Annotated in this window: 22 protein-coding genes; 13 read left to right on the forward strand and 9 right to left on the reverse strand. The window is 65.3% G+C overall.

The genetic code is table 11. The features are described from left to right. Positions 1–48: 48 nt before the first annotated feature. Together SLQ31_RS09630 and SLQ31_RS09635 are read left to right on the forward strand one after the other, a co-directional pair. Complete coding sequence (locus SLQ31_RS09630) at positions 49–2,205, forward strand: SpoIIE family protein phosphatase (protein WP_319431791.1); 2,157 nt, start codon at positions 49–51, stop codon at positions 2,203–2,205. 17 nt (positions 2,206–2,222) lie between these two features. Continuing rightward, on the forward strand, positions 2,223–3,275 hold the full coding sequence (locus tag SLQ31_RS09635; RefSeq protein WP_319431793.1) for a phosphotransferase family protein: 1,053 nt from the start codon (positions 2,223–2,225) through the stop codon (positions 3,273–3,275). Between the two features lie 5 nt (positions 3,276–3,280). Here SLQ31_RS09635 and SLQ31_RS09640 read toward each other — a convergent pair whose 3' ends face one another. Beyond that, the gene (locus SLQ31_RS09640) at positions 3,281–3,418 is read right to left on the reverse strand and encodes a hypothetical protein (protein WP_319431794.1); all 138 of its coding nucleotides are present in this window, start codon (positions 3,416–3,418) and stop codon (positions 3,281–3,283) included. Between the two features lie 223 nt (positions 3,419–3,641). Here SLQ31_RS09640 and SLQ31_RS09645 point away from each other — a divergent pair, with 223 nt between their 5' ends. Continuing rightward, positions 3,642–4,109 (forward strand): homocitrate synthase, encoded by a 468-nt coding sequence (locus SLQ31_RS09645; RefSeq protein WP_319431796.1) that lies wholly within the window; start codon positions 3,642–3,644, stop codon positions 4,107–4,109. A gap of 88 nt (positions 4,110–4,197) precedes the next feature. Here the strand turns inward: SLQ31_RS09645 and SLQ31_RS09650 are convergent, their stop codons facing one another. Next, the gene (locus SLQ31_RS09650; RefSeq protein WP_319431799.1) at positions 4,198–5,682 is read right to left on the reverse strand and encodes a cytochrome P450; all 1,485 of its coding nucleotides are present in this window, start codon (positions 5,680–5,682) and stop codon (positions 4,198–4,200) included. A 131-nt stretch (positions 5,683–5,813) separates the two neighbouring features. On the opposite strand from SLQ31_RS09650, the gene SLQ31_RS09655 reads away from it, so the two are divergent. Then, positions 5,814–6,452, forward strand: coding sequence for a TetR/AcrR family transcriptional regulator (locus tag SLQ31_RS09655; RefSeq protein WP_319431801.1), 639 nt, complete (start codon positions 5,814–5,816; stop codon positions 6,450–6,452). A 3-nt stretch (positions 6,453–6,455) separates the two neighbouring features. Next, the gene (locus SLQ31_RS09660) at positions 6,456–7,325 is read left to right on the forward strand and encodes an SDR family oxidoreductase (RefSeq protein WP_319431803.1); all 870 of its coding nucleotides are present in this window, start codon (positions 6,456–6,458) and stop codon (positions 7,323–7,325) included. A 61-nt stretch (positions 7,326–7,386) separates the two neighbouring features. Here SLQ31_RS09660 and SLQ31_RS09665 read toward each other — a convergent pair whose 3' ends face one another. Together SLQ31_RS09665 and SLQ31_RS09670 are read right to left on the reverse strand one after the other, a co-directional pair. Further along, positions 7,387–8,430, reverse strand: a complete 1,044-nt coding sequence (locus SLQ31_RS09665) for a DNA polymerase IV (protein ID WP_319431805.1) — start codon at positions 8,428–8,430, stop codon at positions 7,387–7,389. After that, positions 8,427–9,026, reverse strand: coding sequence for a helix-turn-helix domain-containing protein (locus tag SLQ31_RS09670; RefSeq protein ID WP_319431807.1), 600 nt, complete (start codon positions 9,024–9,026; stop codon positions 8,427–8,429). The genes SLQ31_RS09665 and SLQ31_RS09670 overlap by 4 nt, the downstream gene beginning before the upstream one ends. 88 nt (positions 9,027–9,114) lie before the next feature. On the opposite strand from SLQ31_RS09670, the gene SLQ31_RS09675 reads away from it, so the two are divergent. The 4 genes from SLQ31_RS09675 to nrdE all read left to right on the forward strand — a co-directional run bounded on the left by SLQ31_RS09675 (position 9,115) and on the right by nrdE (position 13,007). Then, a complete protein-coding gene (locus SLQ31_RS09675) occupies positions 9,115–9,657 on the forward strand; it encodes an NADPH-dependent FMN reductase (RefSeq protein WP_319431809.1) in 543 nt (180 codons plus the stop codon). 464 nt (positions 9,658–10,121) lie between these two features. Further along, entirely contained in the window at positions 10,122–10,361 is a 240-nt protein-coding gene (locus tag SLQ31_RS09680) for a redoxin NrdH (RefSeq protein ID WP_319431811.1), read from the forward strand. Between the two features lie 28 nt (positions 10,362–10,389). Next, on the forward strand, positions 10,390–10,872 hold the full coding sequence (nrdI, locus tag SLQ31_RS09685; RefSeq protein ID WP_413641650.1) for a class Ib ribonucleoside-diphosphate reductase assembly flavoprotein NrdI: 483 nt from the start codon (positions 10,390–10,392) through the stop codon (positions 10,870–10,872). A gap of 17 nt (positions 10,873–10,889) precedes the next feature. After that, positions 10,890–13,007, forward strand: a complete 2,118-nt coding sequence (nrdE, locus tag SLQ31_RS09690) for a class 1b ribonucleoside-diphosphate reductase subunit alpha (protein ID WP_319431814.1) — start codon at positions 10,890–10,892, stop codon at positions 13,005–13,007. Positions 13,008–13,080: 73 nt separating this feature from the next. On the opposite strand, the gene SLQ31_RS09695 is transcribed toward nrdE, so the two are convergent. Beyond that, positions 13,081–13,461: a DUF5997 family protein gene (locus tag SLQ31_RS09695; protein ID WP_319431816.1), complete on the reverse strand. Its 381-nt coding sequence runs from the start codon at positions 13,459–13,461 to the stop codon at positions 13,081–13,083. Positions 13,462–13,489: 28 nt separating this feature from the next. Between SLQ31_RS09695 and SLQ31_RS09700 the strand changes: the two genes are divergently transcribed. Both SLQ31_RS09700 and ygiD read left to right on the forward strand, forming a co-directional pair. Continuing rightward, positions 13,490–14,203 (forward strand): LysR family transcriptional regulator substrate-binding protein, encoded by a 714-nt coding sequence (locus SLQ31_RS09700; protein ID WP_319431818.1) that lies wholly within the window; start codon positions 13,490–13,492, stop codon positions 14,201–14,203. Further along, a complete protein-coding gene (ygiD, locus tag SLQ31_RS09705) occupies positions 14,200–14,991 on the forward strand; it encodes a 4,5-DOPA dioxygenase extradiol (RefSeq protein ID WP_319431820.1) in 792 nt (263 codons plus the stop codon). Before SLQ31_RS09700 ends, ygiD begins: the two co-directional genes overlap by 4 nt. Here the strand turns inward: ygiD and SLQ31_RS09710 are convergent. Together SLQ31_RS09710 and SLQ31_RS09715 are read right to left on the reverse strand one after the other, a co-directional pair. Next, positions 14,988–15,509, reverse strand: a complete 522-nt coding sequence (locus tag SLQ31_RS09710; RefSeq protein WP_319431822.1) for a hypothetical protein — start codon at positions 15,507–15,509, stop codon at positions 14,988–14,990. The genes ygiD and SLQ31_RS09710 overlap by 4 nt on opposite strands. A 9-nt stretch (positions 15,510–15,518) precedes the next feature. Next, positions 15,519–15,938: a hypothetical protein gene (locus tag SLQ31_RS09715; protein ID WP_319431824.1), complete on the reverse strand. Its 420-nt coding sequence runs from the start codon at positions 15,936–15,938 to the stop codon at positions 15,519–15,521. A 286-nt stretch (positions 15,939–16,224) separates the two neighbouring features. Between SLQ31_RS09715 and SLQ31_RS09720 the strand changes: the two genes are divergently transcribed. Continuing rightward, positions 16,225–20,427 (forward strand): TIR domain-containing protein, encoded by a 4,203-nt coding sequence (locus SLQ31_RS09720; protein WP_319431826.1) that lies wholly within the window; start codon positions 16,225–16,227, stop codon positions 20,425–20,427. Positions 20,428–20,442: 15 nt separating this feature from the next. Then, a complete protein-coding gene (locus SLQ31_RS09725; protein WP_319431828.1) occupies positions 20,443–21,603 on the forward strand; it encodes a patatin-like phospholipase family protein in 1,161 nt (386 codons plus the stop codon). On the opposite strand, the gene SLQ31_RS09730 is transcribed toward SLQ31_RS09725, so the two are convergent. Further along, positions 21,600–23,423: a RyR domain-containing protein gene (locus tag SLQ31_RS09730; protein ID WP_319431830.1), complete on the reverse strand. Its 1,824-nt coding sequence runs from the start codon at positions 23,421–23,423 to the stop codon at positions 21,600–21,602. The two genes, SLQ31_RS09725 and SLQ31_RS09730, sit on opposite strands and share 4 nt — an antisense overlap. Positions 23,424–23,590: 167 nt before the next feature. Continuing rightward, positions 23,591–24,769, reverse strand: coding sequence for a geranylgeranyl reductase family protein (locus SLQ31_RS09735; RefSeq protein WP_319431831.1), 1,179 nt, complete (start codon positions 24,767–24,769; stop codon positions 23,591–23,593). Between the last annotated feature and the right edge of the window lie 22 nt (positions 24,770–24,791).

The raw sequence follows: 24,791 nt of genomic DNA on the forward strand, positions 1-24,791 counted from the left end.
TCACGTGCACGCGGTCCGGTTCATCCACCGATCACGTGGACGGCCCGCATGAACGCGGCGAGTACGCGCGATCGAATCGGGTACGCGGCGGGCCTGTTCGGGTGGGTGGCCTTGCCCTATCTGGCCGGTTCGGTGTTGTCGTGGCAGACGTTCGGCGCGGGCATCGGCCCGGCGTTCTTCCCGGCCGCCGGGGTCACGGTGGCGGCCATGCTGCTCAACCGGCGGGCGCTGTGGCCGGTGATCGTCGCCGCGATCGTGGTGGCCGAACTGGCCGTCGACCTGCGCTACGGTGCCGCCCTGGGGACCTCTGCCGGATTCGCCTTGGCCAACTCGGTGGAACCGCTGGTCGGCGCATCGCTGGTGTTGGCCTGGTGCAAGGGACCGCCGGACCTACGTGAACGAGGCGACCTCGCCCGATTCGTGGCCGGCGCGATGGTTCTGGGCCCGCTGGCGGGCGGCGTCATCGGTGGGGTGACCACCGCGATGACCAATCATGACTGGTCGCCCATTGCGATACTGCACTGGTGGGCCGGTGACGGGGTCGGTGTCCTCATGATAGGCGCGCCGATTCTGTTGTGGCGCTATCAATCCCAGCTCCTTCGGTCCCGAATGCTGGAGACCTTCTTGGTCCTGGGCTCCATGGCGGGACTGACGGTGGTGTCGTTCCGGCTCGAGCTCCCACCCGCATTGTTCCTGCTGCCCGTGATGGCATGGGCGGCCCTGCGACTCGACATGATCGGTGCCGCACTGTGCGGCGGCGTGCTGGCCTTCACCGCCAACTCCATGGCCAACGTGGGCTACACGACGTTCGAGAGTCTGGATCTGCGTTCGCCGGGTCAGCTGGCGATCGCCCAGGCGTTCATCGGCGTCGTGGTGCTGGTCGCGATGCTGACCGCACAGGAAGCCGGCGGGCGGGTCACCGCCGTTCAGCAGCGCCAGGCCGAGCGGCGGGAACGGGCCCGCTTGGAGACGTTGGCCAACCTCGGCCAACTGCTGTCGGGTGCACTCACCGAAAATCAGATCGGTGACGCCGTCATCGGGCAGGTGATCAACGACGCGGGTGCGCAAGCACTTGCGGTGGCACTCGTCAACGACGACGGCACCGCACTCGATTGGCTGGCGATGGGCGGTTACCCGGATTTCGCGGCGTATCAGTTCCACGAGAGTGTGGCGCTGGACGAGGCCACCGCGGCCACCGACGCGGTCCGCACGAGTCAGCCCGTGGTGATCCGCACGGTCGCCGAGTACCGTCGCCGGTATCCCGACAACGCCAAGTGGATGGTCGCCAGCGGCGGTGCCGCCGTTGTGAGTTGGCCGTTGACGGTGGGCGGCAAGGCAATCGGGGCGCTGGTGTTGGCGTGGGCTGACACCCAGTCACTGGACACTGCACAGCTCGCCTACACCTCGGCCGTCGCCACCATGATCGGTCAGGCATTGGTGCGCGCGCGGGTGTACGCCGACGAACACGCCCGTGCAGCGGTGCTGCAGGCGGCGGTGCTGCCGACCAGCCCTGCCGTGATCGCCGGTGTGGACGTCGGGGTGTGCTACGAACCCGCCGACGTGGTGCAAGGCCTCGGTGGTGACTGGTACGACGCACTCGAATTGCCCTATGGGCGGACATATCTGGCGGTCGGCGACGTCGTGGGCCACGGGCTTCCGGCGGTGGAGGACATGGCGCAACTGCGCAGTGCCGGGCGGGCTCTGGCATTTCATGGTTTGCCACCGGCACAGCTGCTCGGCGCCCTCAACTCGTTCACCCGCTACGCCAGCAACGGAAAGTTCGCGACGATGGGTGTGGCGGTGCTGGATCCGGCGACGGCCACCCTGTCCTACGCATCGGCCGGTCACCCGCCGCCCTTGCTGCGGCGCGCGGGGACCGGGACCGTCATCCGCCTCGGCGGTGCGCATGGCCCGGTGCTGGGCCCGGTCGAGCTTGCGTCCTACAGCGAGGGTCACGTCGAGATCTGCGACGGCGACATTCTCGTCATGTACACCGACGGGCTCATCGAGCGGCGCGGCCAGGACATCGAATCCGGGATGATGCGCGTGCAGGAGCTCGTCGCCCAATGGAGCGGTGACGAGTCCCTTCCACCGGCGTGCCGGCAACTGACCCAGGCCCTGGCCCCGCCGCCGCGCGATGACGATGTCTGCGTGGTCGCGGTCCGCTTCGGGGCGATCGATACCGGCGGATCGGCCGACCGTTGACCAACGTCGACGATCGGATGGCGGAGGCCCCAGGGACTCTCGACGATGCCGCGGTGGCGGCGCTGAGCGCATGGGTGCGGGAACGCGGAATCGGTTCGGGCGTAAGCGATGTCGAGCCGTTATCGGGTGGCACGCAGAACGTGGTCGTGCGGCTGCGTGTCGACGACCGCAGGGTGGTGTTGCGCCGGCCGCCGCCGCATCCTCGTCCCAACAGCAACCGCACCATGCAGCGCGAGATCGCGGTGCTGCAGACGCTGACAGGCAGCGCGGTGCCTCATCCCGAATTCGTCGCCGGCTGTGAGGATCTCGACGTGCTCGGCGTCGTCTTCTATCTCATGGAGGATGTCGACGGCTTCAACCCTGCGACCGAGGTGTCGCGGGCGTATGTGGCCGATCCACGGATGCGGCATCAGGTCGGCCAGAACTATGCGGCCGACTTGGCCCGACTGAGCGCAGCGCAGTGGCAGGGCCGCCCGCTACAGCAGCTGCACCGCCCGGGATCCTTTCTGGCGCGCCAGGTTCCGAACTTCCTGGGCTTGCTCGAGAGTTACCGGCACGAGGGCTATCGGCCGGAGATTCTCGACGTCGGCCGGCTCGCGGACTGGCTCGACGGGAATCGGCCACCCGATGGTGAGCCCGGCATCATGCACGGCGACGCGCATCTCAACAATGTTCTGCTGCGCCGCGACGTCCCCGAGGTCGCGGCGTTCGTCGACTGGGAGATGTGCACCATCGGGGATCCGCTGCTGGACCTGGGCTGGATCCTGGTGTGCTGGCCCGACGATCCCGACCCGATCAACGCCGGCCGGGAGCTGGCCGCACTCGGTGGTCTGCCGAGCCGCACTGAACTGATCGCCGCCTACGCCGCTGCCGGTGGCAGGCCAACCGAACGCCTGGATTGGTATGTCGCGATGGCGTGCTTCAAGCTGGCGATCGTCATCGAGGGCACGTACTCGAGGTTCCTGGCCGGGCAGGCACATCGCGAAGCCGGTGAACGCCTGCATGATTCGGCGAGCCGGCTGATCGGCCTCGGCGTGCGGGTGACGACGGGGGACAACCCCTTCGTGTGACCGCGTCAGCGTTGCGGCTGGTCGGCCCGTTCGCAGCTGCACTGCTGGGCCGGTGGCACCTCGCGCATCACCTGGTCGACGTGCTCGCCACACCCTTCCCAGGTGGTCTTGTGACAGCGCGGGCACTCAACGGGATAGCACATATGAACTCCTTTGCGTCGAAAGCTTATGCGGACGATAGGGCATGAACGGCCCGGCTCGCATAACTCGTTTGCATGCGCCGTGCGGCGAGGTCTAGCATCGCGAACGTGCATCGTGCGCTTGTCGTAGTAGCTACCCGCAGCGGGGTCTGATCCAGACCGACCCCCCGCTGTGGGTCGAAACTACGACGTCGGTCAGCCTCCGTTCGACGAGAAGACCGATTCAATGACTCCGCACAGCACCACAATCCCTGAACCGTCACCCCACTTCTGCACACCGCTGCCCGTCGGGCTGCGTGAGCATGCCGAAGCCATGCCGTGGAGCGCGTTCACCGCCACCTACAGCCCGAGCGGCGGCCCCGTTCGCCTGGGCGCCTGGGAATGCGATGACGTGTCCAGGCGTGGTCCGCAGCCCCGCAGATTCCGCGCGACGCTGGCCGTCGGGGACCATATCGAGACCGCGACCGCCGACGCCGGTGGCCCGGTCGCCGCGCTGACCGCGATGCTCTACGAGCGGGGGATCGGCGTGGAGATGACGCACTTCCACCAGCTGGCCTCCGGCGCGCACACCGCGACGTTCGTGCAGGGCAGCGACGGGCGAAGCAAGGAATGGGCGATGGGCTGGTCGAAAGACCCCACTCAGTCGGCGCTGCGCGCCGTCATCGCCTGCGCCAACCGCCTGCTCGCCGCCTGACCTTCTAGATTGACTGCGCCCAAACCGACATTTCGCCGGGAAAGTGCGAGTAGATCGCGCCAAAACGTCGATCTCGGCGCGAGAGACCTCAGTGCAGGGGCCGGAGCACGATCGGCATGCCGTCCATCGGAACCGGCATGCCGCCGTAGTCCTGCCGCAGCTGGTGTCCCGGGCGGGGTAGCTCGAGCCGGTACCGGCGCAGCAGCCGGTGCATGATCGTCTTGATCTCCAGCTGGCCGAAGAGCATGCCGATGCACTTGTGCGCGCCGCCGCCGAACGGGGTGAACCCGTAGCGGTGTTTCTTGTGCTCGTTGCGCGGCTCGGCGAACCGGGCCGGGTCGAACTTGTACGGGTCGGGGTAGATCTCTTCGAGCCGGTGCGTCATGCCGGGGTAGTAGATGACGTTCGTGCCCTCGGGCAGGTAGTAACCGAGCAGCTCGGTGTCGCGCACGGCCCGGCGCATCGCCCATTGCACGGGCGATACCAGCCGGAGCGACTCATTCATCACCAGGTCGAGCGATTCCAGCTTGTCCAGCGACTCGATGTCGAGCGGGCCGTCGCCGAGCCGGTCTGATTCGTCGCGGCAGCGTTCCTGCCATTCGGGGTTCGCGGCCAGGTAGTGGCACATCGTCGTCGCTGTCGACGTCGACGTGTCGTGGGCCGCCATCATCAGGAAGATCATGTGGTTGACGATGTCCTCGTCGGAGAACTTGTTGCCGTCCTCGTCCTCGCTCTGGCACAGCACCGACAACAGGTCCGAGCCGTCCTTGCCGCGCCGCTCCTTCACCCGCTCCTCGAAGTAGCCCTCCAGGTATTCGCGCGCCTTCAGCCCGCGCCACCAGGTGAACGGCGGCACGCCGGTCCGGATGATCGCGTTGCCGGCGCGGGTGGTGACCGTGAACGCCTTGTTCACCTTGGTGACCAGTTCGCGGTCGGTGCCCGGCTCATGGCCCATGAACACCATCGATGCGATGTCGAGCGTGAGTTCCTTCATCGCCGGATAGAGCAGGAAGCGCGGATCGTTGGCCACCCAGTCGTTGGCCACGACTTGCGAGACGACCTTGTCGACCTGCTCGGTGTATCCGACAAGCCGGGTCCGGACGAACGCCTCCTGCATGATCCGGCGGTGGAACATGTGCTCTTCGAAGTCCAGCAGCATCAGGCCGCGGTTGAAGAACTCGCCGATCATCGGAGTCCAGCCCTGCTGCGAAAAGTCCTTGTTGCGGTTGGAATAGATCGCCTGTCCCGCGTCGGGACCGAGTGCGGCCACCGTCGGGATGATCGGCGAATCGAGCAGCATGACGGGACCGTGCTTGCGGTAGTTGCGCAGCCAGAAGTCCGGTCCGCCGCGGAACATCTCCACCATGTGGCCGATGATCGGCAGGCCGCCGTCGCCCATCACGGGCTTCAGGTCACTGCCTGCCGGGGGCTGGGCCATCGGGTGCTGGGGCCACTCGCGGGCATTCAGCCGCTTCTCCAGCTTTCCCATGCCCGGCAGGGTCAGCATCGGCGACGTGGTGACGCGGCGCTTGGCCTGGTCCAGCAAATATTGCGGGGTGGTGATCGTGGGCATCGACGCTCCTCGGGAAAGGGGGCGGGCAACCGGCTGGGTGTGGCCGGGGCCACACATGTGCTCCATCCTCGCCAACTTTCTTGACGCATGTCAAGTTTCATTTCAGCGGTGGCGTGGTGCAAGGTAAACGGGTGACCGCCCAGCAGGAACCCGTCGAGGCGCCCCGTCGGCGCGGCGACAAGCAGCGGCACGCCATCGTCCAGGCCGTGCGCGAGTTGCTCGAAGAGAAACCGTTCGCCGAGTTGTCGGTCAGCACGATCAGCGACCGGGCCGGTGTGGCCCGATCCGGCTTCTACTTCTACTTCGACTCCAAGTACGCCGTGCTGGCCCATATCGTCGGCGAGGCCGAGCACGAACTGGAGGAGCTCACCCAGTCCTTCGCCCCGCGTGGCGCTGAGGAGACGCCGACGGCGTTTGCCGAACGGATGGTGCGCAGCGCCGCGGCGGTCTACGCGCACAATGACCCGGTGATGTCGGCGTGCAACGCCGCACGCCACACCGACGCCGAGATCCGGGAAATTCTCGACGCCTACAACGAATCGGTCGTCAACCAGATCGTGCCGATCGTCGAGGCCGAGCTGCACAACGGCACCGCGTCGCCGATCAGCGACGACCTCCGCGGTTTGGTTCGAACTCTCGCGGCGACAACGGCTTTCACATTGGCCGGTGACTCGGCGTTCGTCGGGCCCAATCGGGATATGGACAACGCGGTGCGCATCCTCGAGAAGCTCTGGCTGCACGCGCTCTGGGGCGGGCAGGTCGGCGAGTAGTCCATGGCTGACGGCTTCGCGGGCAAGAGGGTGTTCATCACCGGCGCGGCCAGCGGCATCGGCCGGGCCATCGCGCTTCGGCTGGCCCGCGACTGCGCCGAGCTGTATCTGACCGACGTCAACGCCGACGGGCTGGAAGAGACCGTGGCCGATGCCCGCGCGCTGGGTGCTCTGGTGCCCGCGCATCGTGCGCTCGACATCGCTGACTACGACGCGGTCGCCGGATTCGCCGCCGACATCCACACCCACCATCCGGCGATGGACATCGTGATGAACATCGCCGGGATCTCGGCATGGGGCACCGTCGAACAACTCACGCACCGGCACTGGCGGTCGATGATCGACGTCAACCTGATGGGCCCGATCCACGTCATCGAGACCTTCCTGCCGCCGATGGTCGCCGCGGGTCGGGGTGGTCAACTGGTCAACGTCTCCTCGGCCGCCGGCCTGGTCGCCCTGCCCTGGCACGCCGCCTACAGCGCGAGTAAGTATGGGCTGCGCGGACTTTCGGAAGTCTTACGCTTCGATCTCCACCGTCATGACATCGGCGTCTCCCTGGTGGTGCCCGGCGCGGTCGACACGCCCCTGGTGCACACCGTGCAGATCGTCGGCGTCGATCGGGACCACCCGAAGGTGCAGCGGTGGATCAGGCTGTTCAGCGGCCACGCGGTGACGCCGGAGAAGGTCGCCGAGAACATCCTGACCGGGATCACCAAGAACCGCTTTCTGATCTACACGTCACCAGATATCCGCGCCCTCTACGCATTCAAGCGATTGGCGTGGTGGCCCTACAGCGTGGCGATGCGGCGGGTCAACGTGTTCTTCACCCGTGCGCTGCGACCGCGCAGCGCGACCTTCACCCCGCCCAGCTGAAACCCCGAGCGATTTCGGCGCGCTTTCGTTCGCCTAGCGGCGGTTTCCGCGCCGAAATCGCTTAGAGCGGCGCGAGTTCGAGGCGCACCCCAAGCAGGCGCACCGGGCGGTCGAGCTCGAAGAGGTCGAGCACCCGCAGTGCCGCGGCGGTGATCACCTCGGCGTCCACGCTCAACTCGTCGAGTTTGCGGATCTTGGTTCGCGTGTAGAAAGTGTTGGTGCGCAACGTAACTGCCACGCGTGTGACGATGCGCGACTGGGCCACCACGTCGGCGAGGGCCTGGCGGGCGAGATCGACGATGGCGGCGTCCATTTCGGCGCGTTCGGTCAGATCGCGCGGGAAGGTCACCACGTGGCTGCGGGAGCGGGGGACCCACGGTTCGGCGCTGACCGTTGCGTCCCCGCCGCCCTTGGCCAGCAGTAACAGCCACAACCCGGTGCGCGGCCCGAAAGTCGCGGTCAACAGCTCGGCATCGGTGTGGGCGAGCTGCCGCACCGATGTAATGCCCAGGCTGTCAAGCTTTTTGGTGGTCTTGGGCCCCACGCCCCAGAGTGCGTCGACCGGGCGGGCGCCCATCACCTCCATCCAGTTGGCGTCGGTGAGGGTGTAGACCCCGTCGGGCTTGCCAAAGCCGGTCGCAACTTTGGCGCGCTGTTTGTTGTCGCTGATGCCCACCGAACACGCCAGCCCGGTCTCGGCCGCGACCGTCGTGCGGATCCGCTCGGCCAGTTCCACCGGATCGTCGACCCGGGCCCCGATGTAGGCCTCGTCCCAGCCCCACACCTCGACGGGATGGCCGAGATCGCGCAGCAGGCCCATCACCTGATCGGATGCGTCGTCGTAAGCGGCCGGGTCGGACGGCAAGAACGTCGCGTCCGGGCAGCGGCGAGCGGCACTGCGCAACGGCATCCCGGCGTGCACCCCGAACCCGCGAGCTTCGTAGGACGCGCACGTCACGACCTTGCGAGGTTCGGTGGGATCGCCACTGCCGCCGACGATTACCGGCAGGCCGACCAGTTCGGGATGGCGGCGCAATTCGACGGAGGCCAGGAACTGATCGAGGTCCACGTGCAGGACCCAGTCGCTGGGAGCCGGCGCGGTCATCTCCCGCACAACTTGCGCGCGACGCTGTCCCAGGCGTCACCCAGGGCGTCCACGGTGCGGCCGCGATCGAGTTGATGGGACACGTAGTCGGCATCCAGGAGCGCCAGCAGCGCGTCGGCCTGCGCGTCGAGATCACCGGTGGTGCCCGCGGCGTCGAGCAGTACCCGGATATGGGTGTGCATCACCGCGAGCGGGGCGCTGTGGCGGGTATCGGGATCCCGGTTGGCTTCCGACAGCAGCTCGCGATGGGTCTGGGCGAAACGCAGCCGTTCGCGGCCGAAGGCCAGCAGTCGCTGCAGGGGAGGGGCGTCGGGGCCCAACGGTGGCGGCCCGAAGAGGAAGGCCTGCTGGATGGCGCGCTCGTCCTCGTCGAGCAGGACCATCATCAGCCCGGCGCGGCTGCCGAAGCGACGGAACACCGTGCCCTTGCCGACGCCCGCCGCTGCGGCGATATCGTCCATCGAGACGTTGTCGGCGCCCCGTTCGGCGATCAGGGTGCGGGCGGCGTCGAGCAGGAGAAGCCGGTTGCGGGCGGCGTCGCCGCGTTCTTGTGGCGTGGAAACCGGCAGCTCGTTGGCTCGCTCGATCGCGCTCACCCCCACACTTTAGCTCAGCGGGAAATAAACCGGACCGTGGTCCGGTTGTGGCGTGCGAGGATCTCGGAGGACTGAGAGGATTGCGGACATGGCGGATATCAAGGTTCTGACGCTGGTAGGCAGCTTGCGAGCGGCATCGGTCAATCGCCAGCTCGCCGAGCTGGCCGCGGAGGCGGCGCCCGACGGCGTCACGCTGAGCATCTACGAGGGGCTCGGCGACCTGCCGTTCTACAACGAAGACATCGACACCGAGGACGCACCCGCCGCGGTGGTGGCACTGCGGGCGGCCGCCGCGCAGGCTGACGCCACCCTCGTCGTGACGCCGGAATACAACGCCACCATCCCGGGTGTGCTGAAGAACGCCATCGACTGGCTGTCGCGGCCGTTCGGCAACGGCGCACTGAAGGGCAAGCCACTGGCGGTGATCGGAGCGTCGTTCGGCCAGTACGGCGGGGTGTGGGCCCAAGATGAGACCCGCAAGTCGTTCGGGGTCGCGGGGCCTCGGGTGGTGGAGTCGGTCAAGTTGTCGGTGCCGGCCAAGTCCCTCGACGGCAAGCACCCGCGCGAGAACGCCGAGGTCGCCGCTGCGGTGCGCGACGTGGTCGGCAAGCTCGCCGCCGAGGTGAGCTGACCGCGTCCCCAAAGCTCGTAAAGCCGCCGGTGCCGTCGCGCCGGCGGTTTTGCTATCTGCGGTTGTTCATGGGGTGTTTGGCGGCGCGATCGGCCGTCGATGTCGGTGCCCGCTGGTACACCTAGGCACAGCCGGTGTCGTCCGGCGTGTTGTGACATGCGACACGCCGAGCGAGGCCGCACGGAGGGGCTCACGACCAGGGAATTTCACAATTGTTATTCAGAACATGTGGTATCTCTTCTCGCTGTCGGACACCAGGTGTAGTGTTCGACAAGCCGACAGACCCGAGAGTTACGGGGCCGCCGGAACGCCGGAACCGAAGCTGAGATGTCGGTCCGAGCGGCTCCGCCAGCCAGGAATTTCGAGGTCCGACAGCGCGCTGAAAGATTATGAGTGCCTGCGCACAGACCATCCCGTAACCGTCTTGAGTCCATCTCCATGTTTCGCTGAGGAGCCATTCGCAGATGACCATCACCGTGTACACCAAGCCCGCCTGCGTGCAGTGCAACATGACCTACAAAGCCCTCGACAAGCAGGGGCTGGCCTACGACGTCGTCGACATCAGCGAGGACGACGAAGCCCGCGACTACGTGATGGCGATGGGCTACCTGCAGGCGCCGGTCGTGGTTGCCGGCGGTGACCACTGGTCAGGCTTCCGGCCCGACCGGATCAACGCCCTCGTCGGTGCCGCAGTAAGCGCCTAGCAGTCCGGGCGCCACGAGGAGCGAAGTGATGAATCCGGATGGCGGCCCGAGCTTGGCAGGCTCGGAGCGGTTGGTGTACTTCTCCAGCGTTTCGGAGAACACCCACCGTTTCGTGCAGAAGCTGGGCGTCCCGGCCATCCGGATTCCCCTGCACGAGCGCATCGAGGTGGACGGGCCCTATGTCCTTCTCCTACCGACCTACGGCAGGGGCAGGGGAGACAGCCCGCATCTGGACGCCAAGGGGTATGTGCCCAAGCAGGTCATCGCATTTTTGAATAATCCGCACAATCGGTCCCTCATCCGCGCGGTGATCGGGGCAGGCAATACCCAATTCGGTGCCGAGTACTGCTTCGCAGCCAGGCTGGTTTCGCACAAGTGCGAGGTGCCGTTTCTTTACCGCTTCGAATTAATGGGAACCGCAGAGGACGTGGAAGCCGTCCGTGCGGAATTGGCAAATTTCTGGGAGGACGAGGACACGTGGCACCTTCAGTCACAGCTGCAGAGCCTGTAACGACTTCCGGGCACGCGTTGCCCGGCGAGACCGATTACCACGCGCTCAACGCGATGCTGAACCTGTATGACAAGGACGGCAAGATCCAGTTCGACATGGACGTCTTGGCGGCTCGCCAGTACTTCCTCGAACACGTGAATCAGAACACCGTGTTCTTCCACAATCAGGACGAGAAGCTCGACTACCTGCTTCGCGAGAACTATTACGAGCGTGAGGTTCTCGACCAGTACTCGCGCAACTACGTCAAGTCGCTGCTGGATCGCGCCTTCGCCAAGAAGTTCCGGTTCCCGACCTTCCTCGGCGCGTTCAAGTACTACACCTCGTACACGTTGAAGACCTTCGACGGGAAGCGCTACCTGGAGCGTTTCGAGGACCGCGTGGTGATGGTGGCGCTGACGCTGGCCGCCGGTGACACCACCCTGGCCGAGAGCCTGGTCGACGAGATCATGGACGGCCGCTTCCAGCCGGCCACCCCGACATTCCTCAACTCGGGCAAGGCGCAGCGCGGCGAACCGGTGAGCTGCTTCCTGCTGCGCATCGAGGACAACATGGAGTCGATCGGACGCTCGATCAACTCCGCGCTGCAGCTGTCCAAGCGCGGTGGTGGAGTTGCGTTGCTGCTGACCAACATTCGTGAGCACGGCGCGCCGATCAAGAACATCGAGAACCAGAGCTCGGGCGTCATCCCGATCATGAAGCTGCTGGAGGACTCGTTCTCCTACGCCAACCAGCTCGGTGCGCGTCAGGGTGCGGGCGCGGTCTACCTGCACGCCCACCACCCCGACATCTACCGCTTCCTGGACACCAAGCGGGAAAATGCCGACGAGAAGATCCGCATCAAGACGCTGTCGCTGGGTGTGGTGATTCCCGACATCACCTTCGAGCTGGCCAAGAAGAACGAGGACATGTACTTGTTCTCGCCCTACGACGTCGAAAAGGTCTACGGCGTTGCGTTCGCGGACATCTCGGTCACCGAGAAGTACCACGAGATGGTCAACGACGGCCGGATCCGTAAGACCAAGATCAAGGCTCGCGAGTTCTTCCAGACGCTGGCCGAGCTGCAGTTCGAGTCGGGCTACCCGTACATCATGTACGAGGACACCGTGAACCGGGCCAACCCGATCGACGGCAAGATCACCCACAGCAACCTGTGCTCGGAGATCCTGCAGGTGTCGACGCCCTCGCAGTTCAACGAGGACCTGTCGTATTCCAAGGTGGGCAAGGACATTTCCTGCAATCTGGGTTCGATGAACATCGCCAAGGCGATGGACTCGCCGGACTTCGCGCAGACCATCGAGGTGGCTATCCGCGGGCTGACCGCGGTGAGCGACCAGACGCACATCTGGTCGGTGCCGTCGATCGAGCAGGGCAACAACGACTCGCACGCCATCGGGCTCGGGCAGATGAACCTGCACGGATACCTTGCGCGCGAACGGATCTACTACGGATCCGAAGAGGGCGTCGACTTCACCAACATGTACTTCTACACGGTGCTCTACCACGCGCTGCGGGCGTCGAACAAGATCGCCATCGAGCGCGGGACGACGTTCAAGGGCTTCGAGAAGTCGAAGTACGCCAGCGGTGAGTTCTTCGACAAGTACACCGAGCAGGTGTGGGAGCCGGCGACCGAGCGGGTGCGCGAGCTGTTCACCGATGCGGGCATTCGCATTCCCACGCAAGAGGATTGGTTGCGGCTCAAGGAGTCGGTGCAGACCAACGGCATCTACAACCAGAACTTGCAGGCGGTGCCGCCGACCGGCTCGATCTCCTACATCAACCACTCCACCAGCTCGATTCACCCGGTGGCTTCCAAGATCGAGATCCGCAAGGAAGGCAAGATCGGCCGGGCCTACTACCCGGCGCCGTATCTGACCAACGACAACCTGGAGTTCTACCAGGATGCGTACGAGATCGGTTACGAGAAGATCATCGACACCTACGCCGCGGCCACGCAGCACGTGGACCAGGGCTTGAGTCTGACGCTGTTCTTCAAGGACACCGCCGATACCCGCGAGGTCAACAAGGCGCAGATCTACGCCTGGCGCAAGGGAATCAAGACGCTGTACTACATCCGGCTTCGCCAGATGGCGCTGGAGGGCACTGAGGTGGAGGGTTGCGTCAGCTGCATGTTGTAGTGCTACAAAGCCTGCGGCATTGAGGCAGAACTGAGAGCGATGTTTTGGCGGATTCTTCGCCCTCAGTTCTGACTCAATGAGCCTTCTTGGCCTGCAGCGCCTTGACCCGGCGCTCCTCGGCCAACACCGCCTGGTAGCTCTCACGCTCGGCGATCAGCCAGTCCGGCTTCTCCGCGAGCAGCGCATCGATCTGCTCGGTGGTGAGCGCATCGGTGACACCGCCGCGGGCGAGGCCGGCGATCGACACGCTCAACTTGGCTGCCACCAGGTTCTTCGGGTGCGGCCCGTTCTTGCGGAGGTCTTTGAGCCACTGCGGCGGGTCCGCCAGCAGCGCGGCCAGCTCGTCGCGGGTGGTCGGGTTCTCCTGGAACTCCGCGGGCGTCGCGGGCAGGTAGACGTCCAACTTCTTTGCCGCGGTGGCGGGTTTCATGGACTGCGCGTTAGGCCTGCTCATGCGCTGAGCCTATCGGTAGCCTGATGCGGTGACCCAGCCCTCGCTCACCGTCGGGTACGTCCCCGGTGGGACGCCCGCGAAATGGGTGCGGACCTGGGCCGAGCGCCACCCCGACATCCCGCTGACGTTGCGCGCCGTCGCCGCGGCCGACGCCGCCGCCAAAGTGCGGGCCGGGATCGTCGACGTCGCGTTGCTCCGACTGCCGACCGACACCTCCGCGCTGGCCGTGATCCCGCTCTACGAGGAGACCACGGTGGCGGTGGTGCCCACCGATCACCTTCTCAGCGCAGCCGACGAGATCACCTCCGCGGACCTCGACGGTGAGCCGATAGTGCTGCCGCTCGATGACGTCGTCGCCTGGACGGATGCCCCGGGCACCCCGGCGGGCCACCGGCCCGAAACCACCGAAGACGCAATAGAACTCGTCGCCGCGGGAATGGGTGCGCTCATCGTGCCGCAGTCGCTGGCCCGGCTGCATCACCGCAAGGACCTCACGTATCGACCGATCGCCGACGCGCCGACATGCGTCGTCGCGCTTGCCTTCCCGGAAGGGCCACCGTCGGCACTGGTCGAGGAGTTCACCGGGATCGTGCGGGGCCGCAAACCCGGTTCGTCGCGGGGGCCGGCCCAGCCGGCGCCGAAGCGCACCGCACGGGAGAAGACCCTCGCCAAGCAGGCCGCCCGCGCCGCCGCGGGCAAGGTCGCCCGCAAGCCGGGCAAGGTCGAGCGCGGCCGACGATGACCGCACTCATGCCGGCAGCGTTCATCGGGCACGGCAGCCCGATGAACGCCGTGGAACACAATCGCTATACCGCCGCGTGGCGGACATTCGGGCAGGCGGTGCCGCGGCCGCGGGCGATCCTCGTCGTCAGCGCGCATTGGTACATCAACGCCACCGCGGTCACCGCGATGGCCGTGCCGCGGACCATCCACGACTTCTACGGTTTTCCCGCCGAGCTCTTCGAGGTGCAGTACCCGGCACCGGGATTGCCCGAGCTGGCCGACGAGATCGCCGACGTGGTCGAGCCGACCTGGGTGGGTGCCGACGTCGACAGCTGGGGCATCGACCACGGCACCTGGTCGGTGCTCGTGCACGCGTTCCCGGACGCGTCGGTGCCGGTGGTGCAGCTGGCCATCAACGCCGAGAAGCCGCTGGAGTACCACCTCGAGCTGGGCGCGAAACTGACGGCGCTGCGCGAGCGCGGAGTGCTGATCCTGGGTAGCGGGAACATCGTCCACAATCTCGGGGCCATGGATCCGGCGTTGGGGGACAAGGCTTTTGACTGGGCTCAGCGCTTCGACGACGAAGCTCGCACGCAGCTGCTGAATGACCCTGCCAACGCCGTCCGGCTGCGCGAGCATGCCGACTACGCCGCCGCGGTGCCCACCCCGGATCACTTCCTGCCAATGCTGTACTTCGCGGGCCTGGCTGCCGCGGACGGCAGCGGGGTAGACGTGCTGACCGACGGAAGTGCCTACGGGTCACTGTCGATGACGTCCTACACCCTCGGAGTGTGGACCAGCATCTAGCCGATCAGGTGGGACCAGAACGGCACCGTCGACGTCGGCGCATCCGATGCTCCGGGCGTAACCTGCCCGAATTCGCCCTCGATATAGGCGGAAAGGTCGGTGCCGCAGAGTGTTACGTCGGTCTGATACACCGATAGAACCGGATGGCCGAAGGTACCCCGACCGGCGGGAAGATAGTGATTCGAATGCACCGGCACCAGCTGTGGCACCCGCGCCAGGTGGTACTTGGCGCTGCGCAACGCGTCCTTCATCCGGGCCGGGCGCGCACCCCACTCCGCACCCCAGAATTCCCGCCACTCGACCGCGAACAGGACTCCTTCGACGGGCAGCCGCAATCGCTGTTGCAGGCTCCGGCGCGGTGCGTCCCGCCAATCGGGCCATGAATCCCCAGTCGGCAGACCAGAAGACAGAAATGATCGGTGGTCGTCGGCGAACTCGAAACCGAACTCGCTCTCGATGCGCGCCAGCTCATCGTCGGTGAGACCGGGCGCCATCGTCACGGTGCCGTCGTCGGGCATGCGATAAGCCTAATCCGGAAATGGCCCGTCGTATCGCCGCGCGAACTCGTCGCCGGGGACTGGCCATCGATCGCCATGCTCGCCAAGCACCAACCATTCGCCGGCGGAGGTGGTTACGCGGCCTTCGAGGGTGTCGACAACTTCACCGTCACGCGCAGGCCGCGCTCTGACCGTGCCGCGCCGCCGCCAGATTCGGCCGCCGACGTTTTCGTAGCGTGAGCGGAAGATGTCGTCGCGCACCGACCACGTGTGTCCGGTGGTGGTGTCTTGGACAGCCCAATCGCCGGCGTTGGCCGTCATGGTTTGCCCGGAGCGAAGTGCCCACGTCCAGTCTTCGGTTCGCCGTTCGGCGACGACGATGCCGATTCGTCGAAAAAACTGCCATTCATCGTTGTTGGAGTCATCGGGAGAGTGCGGAGCGGTGTTCACTCGACATCGCCTGATTGCGTGCCGTTCTGACGCGCTTGTGTCAACGATGCAGACCCCACGGGGTGACTGTAATCGCGTCGGCGAGGCGCTTTGGGTGAACGAAACTTGTTCCCGTTCCACAGGGTTGTCGGGTCACCCGACGAACGTGGTTGGGGCCGCATAACGGCCGAACCTGCTTCTTTCGTCCGAAACTACCTACACGCTGGCATTTCGTGACATACCGTGACACGGTCGTTAATTCGCCAATGTCGTTCAGGTTGGGTCGAAGTTCGCTGGGGGTGACGTCATGTCCCGCATCTTCCTCAGTCACTCGAGCGTGGACTCCCGCGAAGCGATCGCATTGAAGCAGTGGCTGATCGAGCAGGAAGCTGCGCTACCTGACGAAATCTTCCTCGACGTCGACCACCACACCGGATTGAAGGCCGGGACACGGTGGAAGGACGCATTGCGCCAAGCAAACGCACGCTGTGAAGCCGTTGTCTGCCTGTTGTCGCGAAACTGGGAGGCCTCGCACGAGTGCAAGGTGGAGTACCGCACCGCGGAGAACCTGAACAAGCAGATTTTTGTTGCTCGATTGGAGCCGTCCGCTGGTGACGATCTGACGTTGGAGTGGCAACGTTGTGATCTGTTTGGTGAAGGCCCGACCACGCTGATCGACATTGGTTCCGGACCGCCCGTAACATTCGCGAACGACGGACTCGATCGCCTACGCGAAGGGCTCCGTGGAGCCGGCATCGGTGCCGAGTCCTTCGGCTGGCCACCGCGGAATGACCGGGGGCGGGCGCCCTATCGCGGGTGGGAGCCGTTGGAAGCCGCCGACGCGGCAGTGTTCTTCGGGCGGGACGCGCAAATTGTGCGCGCGCTGGACGCCCTGCGCGGAATGCGGATGTCCGGAGTGAACGCCTGGTTCGTGGTGCTCGGTCCATCGGGGACGGGCAAGTCGTCGTTCCTGCGCGCCGGCCTCCTGCCCCGCCTGCGGCGAGAGGACCGCCGTTTCGCGGTGCTCGACATTGTTCGTCCTGAGCGCAGTGCGTTGACCGGACAGTCCGGCCTTGCGGCGGCGATATACGCGGGACGAAGATCGTTCGGACTCAGCAAGCCGAGCCTGGGTGAGATCAAGGCGGCCTGCTCAAGCGGCGATGTCGACCGAGTAGCGGCATGGCTCAACGAGATTCGCGATGAAGCCGCCGCGCGACTGCTGGGACGCGGGGATGACCAAGACGCGCCGGTGGCGCCGACACTGTTGCTGCCTTTGGATCAAGCCGAAGAACTGTTCTCAGCCGATGCGGGCGAGCAGGCCGACGTGTTCTTGCGACTGCTGGAAGGTGTTGGGCGCCAGCTGAACACCGCCCAAACTCGGCTGGTTGTGACGGCCACCATCCGCACCGACCGATACGAGCTGATGCAGACCCATCCAGCGATGGCCGCGGTCGGCACTGTGCTGTTCGACGAACTGAAACCCATGCCTCCCACCGAGTTCAAGGAGGTGATCACCGGGCCAGCGCAGCGCGCGACTGATGCGGGGCAGCCCTTGAAGGTGGCCCCGGATCTCGTGGAGCGCCTGTTGCTTGACGCCGCGGACGGCGCGGACACACTGCCCATCCTGGCGTTGACACTGTCCCGGCTCTACACCGATTACGGCGACACGGGGGAGCTGAGCCTCGAGCACTATCAAGCGCTCGGCGGCATGCACCGGGTCGTGCAAACCGAGATCGACGAGGTGCTGGCCGTCCATCCGCAGGAACAGGAAGAAGAACTCGAAGCGCTGCGGGCCGCGTTCATCCCGTGGCTGGCGACCATCAACCCCAACAATGATCAGCCGATGCGGCGGGTGGCGCGCTGGTCGGATCTGCCCGAAGCAAGCCGTCCACTGGTCGATGCGCTGGTGGCAAAGCGGCTGATGTTGAAAGACACCCGTGACGGGCAGACCGTTGTCGAGGTGGCGCTGGAAAGCTTGCTCCGGCAATGGGATGAACTTGCCGACTGGTTGCGTGAAGAGCGGCAAGACCTCAAGGATGCTGACGACCTTGAACACTATGCCCACGCTTGGGATGCCAATGACCGCGATCCGGCCTGGTTGCTCGAAGGGAGTCGGCTGGGCGAAGCGGTTGTGCTCCTGGACAAACCGGGATTTCACGAGCGGCTGGCTCGCGCCGGCGAATATCTTGTTGCCTCAAGCGAACGCGAGGAGCAGCGCCGCGCAGCCGAGGAGCACCAACGTGAAGCGGACCTACGCGCGGCGCAGGAGCGGGCCGAGCATGCTCAGGAGAAGCAAGCCACCGCAGAGGCGCATTCTGCAGTGCTGCGCAAGAGATCTCGGGTGTTGCGTGTAGTGGTCGCGGGCACGGCAACCGTCGCGGTCCTGGCGATAGCAGCGTCGGTGTGGGCCACGTCGGCACACAGTCAGGCGCAGGCCCGGTTCCGGCAGGCGACGGCGGCCAGATTGGAATCGGAAGCCCAGGGCATGCTCGAGCAGGTGCGACCTGGGGGTGACCAACGGGCACTGCAACAGGTGCTGGCCGCCAGACTGATCGACAATGATCCGAACGACGACGCGATCTACAGCGCTGCCGTCACCCGGCACGACCTCGTCAAGATCATTCCCGCCGGCTCTCCGGTGTACAGCGTGGCCTTCAGCCCCGACGGGAGCCACGTCGCCGGCGCCAGTGACGACCACCTGGTGCGGGTGTGGGACAGAGTGACCGGCAATCTCATCGGTCAACCCTTGACCGGGTTGACGGACTCGGCGTTCAGCGTCACGTACAGCCCCGATGGTCAGCGATTGGCCGCAGCAAGCGAGCAGTCCGTTCTGCTGTGGCGGACAGATGCCGCTTCGGGCGGCGGTACGCCCATGCGGGTCGACGCAGCCAACGTCAAGCAGGTGAAGTTCAGTCCCGATGGACGCCGGCTCGCCACCGGGACCTCGGACGGAACGATTCAGTTGTGGGATGCGAACACCGGTAAGCAGCTGGCGCAAGTTCTTGTCGGCCCCGAGGATGCCGTCAATTCGATCGCCTTCAGCCCCGACGGACATCGAATCGCCTCGGGGACCAACGACAAGACGGTGCGGCTGTGGGATGCCGACGCCCTCACTCCTATTGGGGAACCCATGACTGGGCACAAAGACGCGGTGACAGCCGTGGCCTTCAGTCCCGACGGACACCGGCTGGCTTCGGGGTCAAAGGACAAGAACCTGTATCTCTGGGATGCGGATGCCCGCCGGCCGATAGTCGGTCCGATGGTTGGCCACGACGACGTCATACACGAAATCGCCTTCAGTCCCGACGGGCGGATGCTCGCGTCGGCCGGTGGCGACAACGTCGTGTGGATGTGGGATGCCGGGACGGGCACGGCTGTCGGTAAACCCTTGACCGGCCATGAGTTTGACGTTTACAGCCTCGCCTTCAGCCCCGACAGCCGCTACATCGTCACCGGCAGCTACGACCAGTCCATTCGGCTGTGGGATGTCGGCGACATGATTCTCGCCGGACAGGGCGAGCTGTGGGCCGTGGCGCTCAGCCCGGACGGCAGACTGATCGCCAGCGGTGGTGACGACGGGTCGGTGCGCCTTTGGGACACCCAGTCCGGTCTGATGGTCGGGGCGCCGCTTCTCGCCACCAATAAGCAAGCGATTGAGGCGGTCGCGTTCAGCCCGGACGGTCGACGGGTGGCAGAGGGTAGCGATGACAGGACTATCCGTGTCTGGGACACGAAAACCGGAAAGCTGGTGGGCCGCCCCATGATCGGCCACACCGACCTCGTGTGGACCATCGGGTTCAGCCCGGACGGCTCCAAGCTGGTCTCGGGCAGTGCGGATCGAACCATCCGGATATGGGATGTCAATACCGGTGCACCAATTGGTAATCCGATCACTGGACACACCAACGATGTCTACGGGGTGGCCTTCAGCCCGGACGGTTCGCGCATCGTATCGGGCAGTGTCGACCGCACGATTCGGTTGTGGGATGCCAACACTGGGGCGCCGATCGGGAAGCCGATCACCGGCCACACGAATACGGTCGACAGCGTCGCCTACAGTCCAGACGGAAAGCGAATCGTCTCCGGCGCCAGCGATGGTCTCGTGCGGCTGTGGGACGCCGAGACCGGTGCGCCAATCGGGAAGCCCCTCATCGGCCATACCGACGCGGTCGGCTCCGTTGTGTTCAGCCAGGATGGACGGTTGATCGTCTCCGGAGGCTACGAGGGCGATGTGCGCCTGTGGGATGCCGCCTCTGGAAGACCCATCGGCGCACCGCTCCAAGGGCACGCCGCCCTCGTTGTGGGCGTCGCGACAAACTCCGAACACCACCTGGTGGTGTCAGCCGGTGACGACGGAGCTTTGCGATTGTGGTCCACCGAGGCCAGCGGGGCAGACCTGTGTTCGAAACTGACCACGAACATGAGCCACGCCCAGTGGAACGACTGGGTGTCGTCCGATATCGACTACATGACCACCTGCCCTGGCCTTCCCATGGCCACGGACCAATAGTGGCCGGACACCGTCATGGCCTATAAGACTCTCGATGACCACCTGTTCGGCGACGGCCCAAAACGCATGCTGTCGTTGGACGGTGGCGGTGTCCGGGGTGCGCTGAGCCTCGGCTACTTGGCCAGGATCGAAGATATCCTCCGCAAACGGGTCGACAACGACCCTGATTTCCGCTTGTGCGACTACTTCGACCTGATCGGAGGCACCTCGACCGGCTCCATCATCGCCGCCTGTCTGGCCATGGGTATGTCCGTCGAGGAACTGATCGACGTCTACCACACGCTCGGGGTCGAAGTGTTCGAGGAGAGTTTTCTACGGTTCGGTGTCCTCGGTGCGAAGTTTCCCAAAGAGCCACTGATGCGCGCGTTGACCACGTTCTTCAAGGACGAGACGATGGGCAGCGAGAAGTTGCGGACTGGCTTGATGGTGATGACCAAGCGTCTCGACACTGGGAGTCCGTGGCTGCTGCACAATAATCCGCGCGGCAAATTCTATGACGGGCCTCATGCGACGGATGGATCGGGAAATCGAAACTTCCTGATACGCAACGTCATCCGTGCTAGTACGGCCGCACCTCACTACTTCGAACCGGAACTGTTGAACGTGTCCCCGCATGTCATGGGTGCCTTTGTCGACGGCGGGATCAGCCCGTACAACAATCCGTCGATGCAACTGCTGATGATGGGTACCTGCAGCGGTTACGGGCTGGAGTGGCCATTCGGTGAGGACCAATTACTACTGGTTTCGGTGGGGACAGGATTTCGCCCCGTGTCTGTAGCGGCCGCGGATGTGGTGAAGATGCCGGCGATCAAGCTGGCCGCGGAGTCAGTCGTGTCCATCATGCAGGATGCCAACTGGCTGGGTCAGGCTGTGCTGCAATGGATGTCGCGCAGCCCGACCGCGTGGGAGATAGATGCTGAAGTCGGGGATCTGAGCTCTGACGTACTCGGAGGTCGGCAAGCCATGATGTCGTACTTGCGCTACGAGCTCGCCTTGGAACCGCACTGGCTGGCGAAAAACCTTGGCGTCGAAGTCAGTGAACGCCACTGCGACGCCCTCTACGCGATGGACAACGCCAAGAATCTCCCGGAGTTGACGCGGTTGGGCCGAGCCGCGTCGACGGTTCAGATCGCAGACACGCATTTTCCCGCGAGCTTTGACATCACAGCGTCCTAGGCGGCTGACCCGTCGGGCGCCAGCCGCGACATATAGCCCAGTTCGCGGAGCTTCGATAACGTGTCCGCCAGACTGGCCAACGCGGTGGACAGCAGGTTCGGATCAGCCGTGACGGTGTCCCACTCCACGAGCTTGTTGTGAATCTTGTTGGCGTCATCGCGGACCGGACCGTATTTCCATCCCGCCCTGCGGTAATAGCGGCACCAGTCCTCGTGCTCGCTGCGGGCCATGGCGATGGCGGTGTCCTCCTCGAATCCCATCACCTGCAGCCGCTCCAGGGGTGCGAGATCACGAAGTTTCGCCGTCGGCAGCACCGAATCTGGTGCGTGGCCAAAGGTATTCCACGTGTGACCGCCGATCGTCTCCACCATCCACAGGGCATTCTGCACTTGACGTCTGTTCGAGCCACGATAGAACTCACTGAGCTGATCCCAGGGTAGCGTTGCGGCGGAAGAGATCTGGATGTCGGCGACATAGCGATCGTGAATCAATCGGGCCGCTCGCTCCCACGTATCGTGCGCCTTGCCTTCCGGCATGTGCATGCTCAACTGATAGATGTATAGCTGCCCCACCAATGGCGTGCGATCATCGGTTGGCTGCGCATCCGGGTGCCAGGCGTAGATGGGGGTCGTCGGGTATCTGGCGGCCAGGCGGGTGCCGGTGCTGGCCTCAACATGGGGATCGTCGACCAGGATCACTGCGGTGCTGGTCGGCGCGGCGTCGATCAGCGATATCAGCAAAGGCACCGAGGGCGACTTGGCCATTGCGGCAAGCTCTCGATGGTCCGCTGAGGGGCCCAGATGACGGTGGGCGTAGAGATGATCCTCCTTGAACTCCTCGGCGCTTTCTGCGACCAGCGTCAGCGGAGGCAACGGCCTGCGGTCCGGTGCCGAGTAGTAGTCCCATTCCAGTTGCCGCTGGACCATCTCCGCGCACAACGCCAGAGTCAGTTGCGATGCGCCGCATACCAGGATGCGTTCGATCGCGACAGGCCCGAGAATGTCGTCCAACAGCCGCCGCGCGGTGACCTCATACTTGCCGACAGTGTCGGCCGCCCAACGAGTCTCGGCACCACCGAAATGCTGTGCCCGCCACGCTGCCGCTTGCCACGGGTCGTCAATACGCACGATCAGCGGTATGCGTTGTTTCCCGCGGACCGCCGCCAACCGCTCCGTGATGAGCGCAAGCCGTCGGACATTTGCAGACGGGTCTGGCGAAAGCAGGTAGAGCTTGTCCAACTTGCGCCATAACGGCAATGCCGTCAACGCTTCGGGTTTGGCGAAATCCACTGTCGCTATGCGTGCACCCATACCGCGCGCGTCGCGCACGCATTCCCGGGCGGGCGAGGCGGTGATCACGACCAATGTGCTCCGGCGGTCCAATGTGGCGCGAACGGCGCCCACGACCGACGCCGCATCGTCGTCGATGTCGACCACCGCGGTCACCGAGCGGGCCAGCGAGATCCTCAACCGGTCCATACGGGATTGGAACAGTGCCGTAGCGATGCCGATCACGCTGAGGAATATCGCGGCGGTGGCTGTCAGCCGGGCGAGGTCCAAGGCGATGGGAGCGGGCAACGGGCATACTGCGCCCTCGGCGAGCTCGTGGTCGCCGGTGCCTCCTTTGACCAGCCCGGCCGTCCAGATCAACGGAGTGAAGAGCTTCGGGTTGTCGTCGTCGAAGCACCGCCAGTACGACGCGAAGCCCAACACGGTTGTGATCAACAGGAGAGCCGCGACGACCGCCACGGGTGCGCCTGTCCGGCCGCCGCCGGGCGAGTGGAAACCGAACCAGCCGAGCGCCACCAGCGCCACCACCACGATCAGCAGCGTCTGCCAGGAGCCTGGTGCCCCGAACCACTGCCATTGCGCGGGCAATCGTTCGCCGAGTTGTGGCGCGATCGCCAGGGCCGCGAGATAACCCACGAGCAGCACCGCGATCAACGAGAGTGGTAGCCGAGTGAGCACCTTGCGCACTGGTCACCTCGTTAAGTGTGTTGGGGGCTCTGCTGCTTCTTGTAGAGAGACTTCAGCAAAAAGTCGCGGAAGGTGTGGTTGTCGAGCAATCTGAGCCCGGTCTCGGAGACCTTCGGGTAGCCGGCGAGCTTGTTGAAGAAGCGCCCGCGCCGGTACTCCCGGCCCCAGGCCGCCTCCATGCGCAGCTGGTAATTGGTGAAGTCGTCAGGCCCGCCGTTTTCCAGCGCCGCGATCGCGCATTCGCCGGCGGCCAATCCGGATTCCAGCGCCTTGGAAATACCCGCGCCGGATACCGGCTTGCCCGCACCCAGCGAGTCGCCCGCGAACAGCACCCCGGGACGCCACGGCGGCCAGGCGGTGAAGCCCATCGGCAGTCGCCAGGCCCGCACGGTCTTGTTCTTCTTCAGTTCCTCGACCGTCGGGAGCTCCCATTCGGCGGGCAGGGTGCGCAGGAAGTCGCCGAAGAAGTGCGTGGCGTTGATGGACTGCCAGTTCTTGTAGCTGTTGACGTAGCCAAGGCCGATGTTGAACCGGCCGCCGCCCATCGGGAAGATCCAGCCGTAGCCGGGCAGCTGATCGCCCTGGAACAACAGCTTGAGGTAGATCTCGAAGCGGTCGGAGTCCGGCCGGTTGGCGGGCATCTCCGAGCGGATCGCGATGGCGGAGTAGCCGTTGTAGTCCGAGTCGATCTTGAGTCCGCGCTTGAGGGGGGAGTAGGCGCCGTCGGCGGCGATGACGGCGTCGCCGAGGACCTTCTCCCCGCTCTTGAGGACGACGCCGACGACTCGGCCGCGCTCGTCGAACTCGGGGCCGGCAACCTCGGCGCCCTGGCGCACGACGGCACCGGCGGACTCCGCGTGCTTGAGCAGCATCGTGTCGAGTTCGGTGCGGCTGGCGGTGCGGCCGTAATCGGGCATGCCGGGACGCTTGGGGAACGACAGTTCCCACTCCGACGGGCTGAAGACGGTCACCCCGCTGATCTTGTGGAAGTGCGACACCTCATGGGCCAGACCCATCTTCTGCAGGTAGCTCACCGCTCGCGCGGTCAGGCCGTCGCCGCACGGTTTGTCCCGTGGAAACTCCGCTTTGTCGAGGACCACCACTTTCGCGCCAGTTTGCACGGCCTGCCAGGCCGCGGCGGCCCCCGACGGGCCTCCGCCTGCTATCACCAGGTCGAATCGCTCGGTCACTGCGTCTCGTCTCATTCGCTAA

Origin of the sequence: Mycobacterium sp. RTGN5, assembly GCF_033804465.1 — a bacterium.
GTDB lineage: Bacteria > Actinomycetota > Actinomycetes > Mycobacteriales > Mycobacteriaceae > Mycobacterium.